The organism is Streptomyces hilarionis (genome assembly GCF_024539675.1).
In the GTDB taxonomy this organism is placed as follows: Bacteria; Actinomycetota; Actinomycetes; order Streptomycetales; family Streptomycetaceae; genus Streptomyces; species Streptomyces hilarionis.
Genome location: NZ_JAHHIT010000251.1, coordinates 1 through 7,704 on the forward strand (window position 1 = coordinate 1; position 7,704 = coordinate 7,704).

7 protein-coding genes and 1 pseudogene are annotated in these 7,704 nt (G+C 73.5%); 5 read left to right on the forward strand and 3 right to left on the reverse strand.

Annotated features, from left to right (window positions below):
- From KMS84_RS36680 to KMS84_RS36695, 4 genes and pseudogenes are all read left to right on the forward strand, one after another.
- Positions 1 to 394 (forward strand): annotated as a pseudogene (locus KMS84_RS36680) (histidine kinase); the annotation flags it as partial.
- Positions 395 to 405: 11 nt separating this feature from the next.
- Positions 406 to 840, forward strand: a complete 435-nt coding sequence (locus KMS84_RS36685; protein ID WP_256920876.1) for a roadblock/LC7 domain-containing protein — start codon at positions 406 to 408, stop codon at positions 838 to 840.
- 1 nt (position 841) lies between these two features.
- Entirely contained in the window at positions 842 to 1,198 is a 357-nt protein-coding gene (locus tag KMS84_RS36690; RefSeq protein WP_256920877.1) for a DUF742 domain-containing protein, read from the forward strand.
- Positions 1,185 to 1,793 (forward strand): GTP-binding protein, encoded by a 609-nt coding sequence (locus tag KMS84_RS36695; protein ID WP_256920878.1) that lies wholly within the window; start codon positions 1,185 to 1,187, stop codon positions 1,791 to 1,793. Before KMS84_RS36690 ends, KMS84_RS36695 begins: the two co-directional genes overlap by 14 nt.
- A gap of 37 nt (positions 1,794 to 1,830) precedes the next feature.
- On the opposite strand, the gene KMS84_RS36700 is transcribed toward KMS84_RS36695, so the two are convergent.
- The 3 genes from KMS84_RS36700 to KMS84_RS36710 all read right to left on the reverse strand — a co-directional run bounded on the left by KMS84_RS36700 (position 1,831) and on the right by KMS84_RS36710 (position 5,125).
- A complete protein-coding gene (locus tag KMS84_RS36700; RefSeq protein ID WP_256920879.1) occupies positions 1,831 to 2,247 on the reverse strand; it encodes an ankyrin repeat domain-containing protein in 417 nt (138 codons plus the stop codon).
- A gap of 127 nt (positions 2,248 to 2,374) precedes the next feature.
- Positions 2,375 to 4,123 (reverse strand): aromatic amino acid ammonia-lyase, encoded by a 1,749-nt coding sequence (locus tag KMS84_RS36705; RefSeq protein WP_256920881.1) that lies wholly within the window; start codon positions 4,121 to 4,123, stop codon positions 2,375 to 2,377.
- A 45-nt stretch (positions 4,124 to 4,168) separates the two neighbouring features.
- Positions 4,169 to 5,125, reverse strand: coding sequence for an ABC transporter substrate-binding protein (locus KMS84_RS36710; protein WP_256920882.1), 957 nt, complete (start codon positions 5,123 to 5,125; stop codon positions 4,169 to 4,171).
- A 400-nt stretch (positions 5,126 to 5,525) separates the two neighbouring features.
- Here KMS84_RS36710 and KMS84_RS36715 point away from each other — a divergent pair.
- Positions 5,526 to 7,704, forward strand: a 2,179-nt coding sequence (locus KMS84_RS36715; RefSeq protein WP_256920883.1) for a sensor histidine kinase, incomplete at its 3' end; no start/stop codon positions are given.

Consider the following 7,704-nt stretch of genomic DNA (forward strand, 5'->3'; position numbering starts at 1 on the left):
CATCGACGACGGCACCGGGGCCCCCGCCGCTGCCCCGGCCCCGGCCGCCGAGCCGGCCCCCCGGGCCGACGGGCCGCTCCGGCTGCCCCGCCGCATACCGCAGACCAGCCTCGCCACCGAGCTGCGCGACGACGCCGCGTGCGCCGCCCGCGCCTCGTACGCCGACGACGACGGCCTCGCGGACGACTTCACCGCCGAGCGCGCGGCGTCCTCGCTCGCCGGGTTCCAGCGCGGGACCCGGCGGGCCCTCTCCGAGACGGACGCGGACCCCGACGACCGCTCCTTCGGAGAGCCGGAGGCGGCCGCCGCGCCGGACTGCGACGGCCCGCCGGTCACCGCCCCGGGCGCCCCGGGCGCCTCCCCGATCTCGACCACGCACGCCGACCGCTCATGAAGGACACCGCGATGACACCCTCCCTCCCCGGCACCAACACCCAGCTCGACCAGCTGCTCACCGGTCTCGTCGACCGGGTCGCCGACGTCAACCAGGCCGTCGTGCTCTCGGAGGACGGCCTGGTGGTGAGCAAGTCCACCGGGTTCCTGCGGGAGGACGCGGAACGGCTGGCGGCGACCGCGTCGGGTCTGATGAGCCTCAGCAAGGGCGTCAGCATGGACTTCCGCGGCGGTCCGGTGCGTCAGGCCCTCATCGAGATGGCCCACAGCTATCTGATCCTCACGTCGGCCGGCCCGGGCGCCCATCTCGTCGTCCTGGCAGGCAGGAACGCGGACGTCGGCGTGGTGGCGTACCAGATGAACATGCTGGTGAAGAAGATCGGCGAGCACCTCAGCGCGGCGCCGCGGGCCCATGTCGGTCCCGCCGCGCGCACCCACGGCGGGTGAGGTGAGCGGAGGCGACGAAGCGGGCCGGCTCGTCAGGCCGTTCGCCCTCACCGGTGGACGGACCCGGCCCAGCCGCGCCGACTTCACGCTCATCACCACCGTGACCGCGGTGGACCCGCCGCCCGAACGGACGAGGCGCCCCCAGCCGGAGCACGCCCGGATCCTGCGGCTGTGCGCGCGGCCGGTGGCGGTGGCGGAACTCGCGGCCCATCTCGACCTGCCGGTCAGCGTGGTCGTCATCATGCTCTGCGACCTGCTGGAGGCGGGGCTGATCACGGCCCGACCGCCCCGCTCCGTCACCGGCGCCCATGACCTGGACCTGTTGCAGAAAGTGAGGGACGGCCTTGGCCGGATCTGACACCGCCGCTCCCCCGGCCGTGCCGGCGGCGGCCCCCGACACGGTGAAGATCCTCATCGCGGGCGGCTTCGGAGTGGGCAAGACGACCATGGTCGGGGCGGTCAGCGAGATCACGCCGCTGCGCACGGAGGAGCCGCTGACGGTGGCAGGCCTGGACGTCGACGACCTGAAGGGCATCGAGGAGAAGCGGTCCACCACCGTGGCCCTCGACTTCGGGCGCATCTCCATCGGGGACGACCTCGTGCTCTACCTCTTCGGCACGCCCGGCCAGCAGCGTTTCTGGTTCATGTGGAACGACCTGGCGATCGGCGCGCTGGGGGCGGTGGTCCTCATCGACGTACGGCGACCGGAGTCCAGCTTCGCCGCCGTCGACTTCTTCGAGCGGCGGAAGATCCCCTTCGTCGTCGCGGTGAACGGCTTCCACGGCCTGCACCCGTATCCCCCGGAGGAGATCAGGGAGTCCCTGGCGCTGCCGGAGAACGTTCCGGTCCTGCTCTGCGACGCCCGGGAGCGGGAGTCGTGCCGGGATGTGCTGATCGCCCTGATCGACCGGCTGATCGCCGACTTCACCCTGCGCTCGCCCCCGCCCACCTGATCCGCCCGCCTGATCCGCCCGCCCCGGGCGGTCGCCGTCAGCGGGCGCCGGCCGCGCGCAGGACAGCGATCGTCTCCGGATGGGGTCCGGCGGTCGCCCAGGCCAGGGGCGTCAGGCCGGTGCCGTGATCCTCGCGCAGTCCGGGGTCGGCGCCGTGGGCGAGCAGGACGCGCACGGTCTCGACGTGCCCCCAGCAGGCGGCCGCGCACAGCGCGGTGCCCTCGGCGCCGACGCCGGCGCTCTCGGCGTCCGGCGGTGCCCCGGCCTCCAGCAGTCGGCGCGCCGAGTCGGCCGCGCCGTGGACGCAGGCCGTGTACAGCGGGGTGGTGCCCTCGGCGTCGGCCTTCGCCGGGTCCGCGCCGGCCCGCAGCAGGCGGTCGACGTCCCGCGCCGTCCCGCACAGGGCCGCCGTGACCAGGCGCGAGGTGAGCTTCTTCTGCCGTCTTCTGTTCACGGTCGCCGAGGTTAGCCCGGCCCGCCCTCGTTCTCCCCGCCTTTTCCCGGCCCCGCTCACCGGCGCCGCGCGGCCCACCGGACCTCGCGACGGTGCGGGTGCGGGTGGGGCCTCTGCGGCGGCCGCCTCACAGTCCGGCCAGCACCGGCAGCAGCCCGACGGCCGCCGTCACGTCGTCGGTCAGAGGGCGGTCCCGCGTCTCCTCGGGCAGGGTCTGCGCCGCCACCGCGAACGCCGCCACACGGGGTGGATCCGGGTGCAGCCTCAACGCCCGCACCGCACCCACCAGTTCGCAGGCGAGGACGACGGCGTAGGCCTCCGTCGCGCGCAGGGCCTGCCGGGCGGCCTGGCCGGCGAAGCTGGCGGCCTCCTCCAGGCCCCGGGACAGGACGGCGTGCCCCGCCGAGGCCGGCGCCGCACTGGAACGCAGTTCCGCCAGGGCCGAGTGGGCGCTGTACTCCAGGATCATCGTGCCCGAGCTGCTCACCGGCCCCGTGGCGAGGAACGCGGGCAGGCCGGTGAGGCCGGGGTCGCCGAGCGCGGCCAGGCGGGCGGCCGAGAGCTGGGCCGTCTGCAACAGGGCCAGGACGGCGGCGTCCAGGGCCAGTCCCAGGGGCGCGGCGAAGAAGCCGCCGTGGTGGTACGCGGCGTCGGCGTCGGCGTCCAGGAGCGGGTTCTCGGAGGGGCAGTTGATCTCGACCTCGACGACCTCGCGCAGTCGCCCGCAGGCGTCCAGCGCGCATCCGTGGACCTGGGGGAAGGCGCGGAAGCCGAAGGGGTCCTGAACGCGTCCGCCGGGGCGGGCCGCCGGACCCTCGGCCGGCCCGAGCAGCCGCCGCACCTCGCCCGCCGCCCGGGCCGCGCCGGGATAGGGGCGCAGGGCGTGCACGGGCGCGGCGTAGGCCTCGGGTGAGCCCGACACCGCGGCGAGGGACAGCGCGGCGACGACGTGGGTGGCCCGCAGCAGCACATCCAACTCGCCCTGGGCGAGCGCGGCCTGACCCAGCGCCAGGGCGTTGCTGCTGAGCAGCGCCAGGGCGTCGCCGGCCCGCAGGGCGACGGGCGCGGGAGTCCCGGCACCGGCCCCGGCGTCACGAGGGGCACGGTCCGGGGTGGCCGCGGGAGACCCGGCGACACCGGGGGCGGGAGCGGGGGCGGAGGCGTCCCGGGCGGCGGTTCGCGCCCGCGCGTCGGGGAGCGGCTCGGGGCGTGGGCCGTCGGAACGGCCGGGCGGGACCACCACGAACTGCACCGGCGCGGCGACGGCGTGGGCGGGGGCGGTCACCGGCGCGGGGGCGACGGCGCCGGAGCCGCTCACCGGGCCGGGCTCGGGGCGCGTCCAGGGGCGTTCGCCGATGAGCGTCAGGCCCGTCTGGGCCAGGGCCGTCAGGTCACCGGTGCCGATCCCGCCGTACTCGTTGACGGCCGGATGGACGCCGAGCCGAAGGGCGTCGGCGAGGGCGTCGACGAAGGCGGGCTGGATGCCGGAGCCGCCGGCGAGCAGCTGGTTGGCGCGCACGGCGAGCATCGCGCGCACCTGCCGGGCCGGGAGCAGGGCGCCCGCGCCGCCCGCGTGGCTGCGCAGGAGCCGCAGTCCGTGCGCGGCCTCGTCGTCCTCCTCGACCGGCACCGAGCGCTGGGCGCCCACGCCGGTGCCCCGGCCGTACAGCCGCCCGGAGGCGGCGAGGCGCTGCGCGGTCAGCCACGAGCGCCGGGCCCGCTCGCGCGCCGCGGGGACGACGGCGGGCACGGCGTCGCCGTCGGCGAGTGCGAGCAGCTCGCCGACGGTGAGCGTGGCGCCGTCCAGGAGGACCCGGGCGGCCTCCCGGCGCGGGGGCACCCGGGTCGGTCCGTGCGCGGAGGCGGTGACGTCCAACGGATCAGCGGTTTGGAGGCCGGGGGCGGCCGGGGCGGCGGGGTCTCAGCCCAGGCCGGCCGTCTTCAGCCACGCCTTGGCCACGTCGAGCGGGTCCTTGCTCTGCAACTGCACCTGGGAGTCCAGGTCGAGCAGGGTCTTCGTGTCGAGCTTGGCGGAGACGGCGTTGAGCGCGTCGACGCCCTCCTGGGAGAGCCCGCTCTTGTAGACCACCGGGGTCACGTTCGCGAAGCCGAAGAGGTTCTTCGGGTCCTGGAGGACGACGAACTTCTCCTTGGTGATGGTCGGGTCCGTGGTGAAGATGTCCGCCGCCTGCACGGTGTCCTTCTTCAACGCGGCCTGGGTCAGCGGGCCGCCCGCGTCGAGCGCCTTGAAGGACTTGAACTTCAGTCCGTACACGGAGTCGAGACCGAGGAGGCCCTGCTGGCGGGTCTGGAACTCGGGCGATCCGCCGAGGACGAGCTTGGGGGCGACGTCCTTCAGGTCGGCGAGGGTGGAGGACGCGGTGAGGTTGTACTTCGAGGCGGTCGCCGCGTTGACCGTCACGGAGTCCTTGTCCTCGGCGGGCGACGACTCCAGCAGCGTCAGCTTGGAGTCGAGCTTGGCCTTCACCGCGGCGTTCACGGTCGCCAGCGAGGTCTGCTCGGCCTTCGCGTCGAGGTAGGCGAGCAACGAGCCGTTGTACTCCGGCAGAACGGTGATGGAACCGTTCTTGAGCAGGCCGTACGTGGTCTCCCGGCTGCCGATGTTGGGCTTGTAGGACACCTTGATGCCCTTGGCCTTCAGAGCCTCGCCGTAGATGTCGGCGATCAGGATGCTCTCGGCGAAGTTGTTGGAGCCGACGACCACGGTGTCACCGGCCGCCTTGTCGCCGGCGAGCGGGTCGGAGGTGTCGGAGGAGGAGGAACATCCCGCCAGCAGGGCCGTCATCGCGGCGAGGGCGACGGCCGCCGCACCGGGGTGGTTCCTGAGGGACCTGCTGCTGAGGGCGTTGGAAGTCACGGTTCCCGTTCCGGGCTGTGGGGTTGATGAGAACTCAAACACTCTGACCCGATCCAAGCCATTCACTTCTTGATCAGTCAAGAGCGACAGGATCACGATTGGCTTCGATCAGTGATCACTTGCGTGCGGATGGAGACCTGACCTGTCTACCTCCGGGAGATCGCCAGGACGGCGCTCGCGTACCGCTTCGTAATGGATTCTTGACGCGGGGCGACGCGCCCGACGCCTCGGATAGGCGATAGTCTCGCCGGAGTTGGCCTCCGCCACAGCAGTCGGCGTCGGCCACAGCGGTGTACGGGGGCCGCTCCAGTGTCGTCGCACAAGGACACATGTGTGCACGGAAATGCACATATGCGAGACCCCCCTTGCACGCTTGCAACACCCTCTTGAAGGAGGCCCGGTGTCCACGAAAGAGGTGGACGCGCCTGCCCGGTCGGCATCCTCGGCTTCGTCCTCCGCCCGCCGGGGACTGCGGGGCTTCGCCGACCGATGGCCCTTCCAGCGCAAGCTGAACGTACTGGTCGGTATCCCGCTCACGGTGATCGCCCTCCTGCTGACGTACCTCATCGTCGACCTGGTGCAGGAGTCCGGCCGCGCGAGGGAGGCCGCCCAACTGGTGCGCGACAGCACCGAGGTCGCCCAGCTGGTCGCCGACCTCCAGGACGAACACCAGCAGGCGATCCTGCTCTCCGTCCGGCACGAGGCGGCCTTCGACGCCGGCACCCCCTCCAGCGAGGGGTACCGGCAGGCCCAGCTCACCGTGGACGCCCAGGTGCGCAAGGTGCTCGACGCCTTCGGGGACCGGTTGCCGGACTCGGAGCTCCAGGCCCTGAAGGAGATCCAGGGCCTGTCGGGGCTGCGGTCGACCATCGAGCAGGGCTACCTGCCCGCCGACAACATCGACCCCGCCTACTCGGGAGCCGCACGCGGCCTCATCGACGGTCTGAACCTGGACCGCAACGCGGCGCTGGCCACCACCTTCACCGGCAACCTCCTCGACTCGCTGCTGCGCGCCGACGCCGCGCACGGCGCCTACGAGACCGGCGTGTTCTCCGCGCGCACCGGCGACAGCAACGCGCTCATCGAGTTCACCGGCGCGGTCGGCTCCTACGAGCTGTTCACCTACCAGGCACAGCGCTTCGACCGGTTCGCCGACGACGCGCAGTCCGAGGAGTTCAGCGGCATCGAGCACAACTCCTCGCAGGCGTCGATCAGTCAGGACTACGCCGAACTGGCCGTGGACCCGAGCGCGCTCCAGGCGGACTCCAAGGCCGCGATCCGCGCGTCGTTCCGGGACGCGCTCGCCTCCTACCCCGACTACAGCGCGCAGGCCGCGATCCGGCTGAAGATCACCGCGTCGCTCATCGACCAGATCGCCGACCGGGCCGACGACACCGCCTCCGGCGCCCAGTGGCGCGCAGGGCTGCTGCTCACCCTGGCGCTGCTGTGCTTCGCCGTGTGGATCGCCTTCTCCATCCTGGTGCGCCGCTCCGTGGTCCGTCCGGTGCTGGCCCTGACCGGGGCCGCCCAGGAGGTCGCCGACGTCGCGGGCCGCGAACTCGCCCGGGTCGCCGACGACGACGCCGAGGAGTCCGGCTCCCCGCGGCTGCGCGAGCTGCCGGTCACCGCGGACGACGAGATCGGCGAACTCGCCGAGGCCTTCAACAACGTCCAGACGACGGCGGCCGCGCTCCTGGAACGCCAGGTGCTCAGCCGGCGCAACGTGGCCGAGATGTTCGGCAACGTCGGCCGCCGCGTCAGCAACCTGACGACACGCCAACTCGCCCTGATCGACGCGGTGGAACGCGGCGAGACCGACCCGGCGCTGCTGGCGCGTCTCTACTCCATCGACCACATCGCGGTGCGCCTGCGCCGCAACGCCGACAGCCTGATGCTGCTCGCGGGCATCCGCGAGACCGTCCTGGACGCCGGGCCGACCGCGCTGTCCAACGTCGTGCGCGCCGCCCTCGGCCAGATCGAGGGCTTCCAGCGGGTGCGGCTGCGGGTCGCGACCGACGCGGTGGTGGAGCCCGACATCATCGGCGACCTGACGCTGATGATCGCCGAACTCCTGGAGAACGCCGTGTCGTTCTCGCCCGAGGGCAGCCCCGTCGAGGTGGTCGTGGGCTCCGACGACGACGGCGCGTCGATCACCGTCTCCGACCACGGCCTGGGCATGAGCGCCGACCGCCTCGCCGAGGAGAACGCCCGCCTGGTGCGCCGCGAGCGCCTCGACGTCGTGCCGACGAAGGTGCTCGGCCTGTTCGTGGTCGGCGCGCTGGCCCGCCGCTGGGACGTCGACGTCACCCTGTCGCGCACCCCCGGCGGCGGGGTGACGGCCGAGGTGATGATCCCCTCCACGCTGCTCCTGTCGGCGAGCGAGGTGGACGCGGCGGCCCTTCCCGGCGCGCCGGGCACGTCCGCCGCCCCGGCCGCCGACGCGCGGTCCGCCGTGGCGCCGGCCGTCCCCTCGGCCCCCGCGGCAGGCCCCTCCCCGTCGGCGTCGGTCCCGTCCTGGGCCACGCGGACGGACGATCCGGCCGTGCTGCCCCGCCGGGTCCCCCGCCGCGATCCGGCCC